Origin of the sequence: Mesorhizobium sp. M7A.F.Ca.CA.003.01.2.1, from assembly GCF_003998945.1 — a bacterium.
Classification (GTDB): domain Bacteria; phylum Pseudomonadota; class Alphaproteobacteria; order Rhizobiales; family Rhizobiaceae; genus Mesorhizobium; species Mesorhizobium ciceri.
The window spans coordinates 1-1024 of record NZ_RZRA01001368.1; the positions used below are offsets into that span (position 1 = coordinate 1).

A 1024-nucleotide genomic window follows, 5' to 3' on the forward strand; every position below is an offset into this window, starting at 1 on the left:
CCTTCGCCCTGCTTGTCGATCTGGTCGGCGCGCTGCGGGCGGACGGCCATGCCATCGAGCATATCGACCTCGGCGGCGGCCTCGGCATCCCCTATCGCGTCGACAACAACCCGCCGCCGCTGCCCGATGCCTATGCCCAGATCGTCAGGAAGCATGTCACCAAGCTCGGGCTGAAGGTGATGTTCGAGCCGGGCCGGCTGATCGTAGGCAATGCCGGTATCCTCGTCTCGGAAGTGATCTTCGTAAAAGAAGGCGACGCCAAGAACTTCCTCGTCGTCGACGCCGCCATGAACGATCTCATCCGGCCGACGCTCTACGATGCCTTCCACGATATCCGTCCGGTCGTGCAGCCGCCGGCGGACACGCCGCGCATGATGGTCGACGTCGTCGGCCCGGTCTGCGAGACCGGCGATTATATCGGCCTGGACCGCGATCTGCCCAGGCTGAAGGCCGGCGACCTGATTGCCGTCTCCACCGCGGGCGCCTATGGCGCGGTGCAGGCCGGCACCTACAACACCCGTCTGCTGGTTCCGGAGGTGCTGGTCGACGGCGACCGGTTCCACGTCGTGCGCCCACGCCTGACCTATGACGACCTGATCGGACTGGATTCGATGCCCGACTGGCTTGCATAGAAGCGCCGGAAACACACCGACCCGTCACAGGGAGCAATCATGACGAACGGCATCACCGTCACACGCGAGCGCATTGCCGCGATGGAACCGCGCATCCGCCCCTATATCAGGCACACGCCGGTGCTGCGCGTCGACATGGCCGACTTCGATCGGCCGCCGTTGGCCGTCGACCTGAAGCTCGAATGCCTGCAGCATTCCGGCTCGTTCAAGGCGCGCGGCGCCTTCACCAACCTGCTGGAGCGTGCGGTCCCAAAGGCCGGTGTCGTCGCAGCATCGGGCGGCAACCATGGCGCGGCCGTCGCCTATGCCGCCATGCGGCTTGGCCACAAGGCGACCATCTTCGTTCCCGAAGTGAGCCCGGCGGCCAAGCTGGAACGGATCCGCTCCTATGG

1 protein-coding gene and 1 pseudogene are annotated in these 1024 nt (G+C 65.7%); both read left to right on the forward strand.

Going from position 1 to position 1024, the window contains the following annotated elements; translation table 11 throughout:
- A pseudogene (locus EN969_RS32710) lies at positions 1-632 on the forward strand (diaminopimelate decarboxylase); the annotation flags it as partial.
- 39 nt (positions 633-671) lie between these two features.
- Positions 672-1024: pyridoxal-phosphate dependent enzyme (locus tag EN969_RS32715; RefSeq protein WP_127389655.1), on the forward strand; the 353-nt coding region annotated here is incomplete at its 3' end.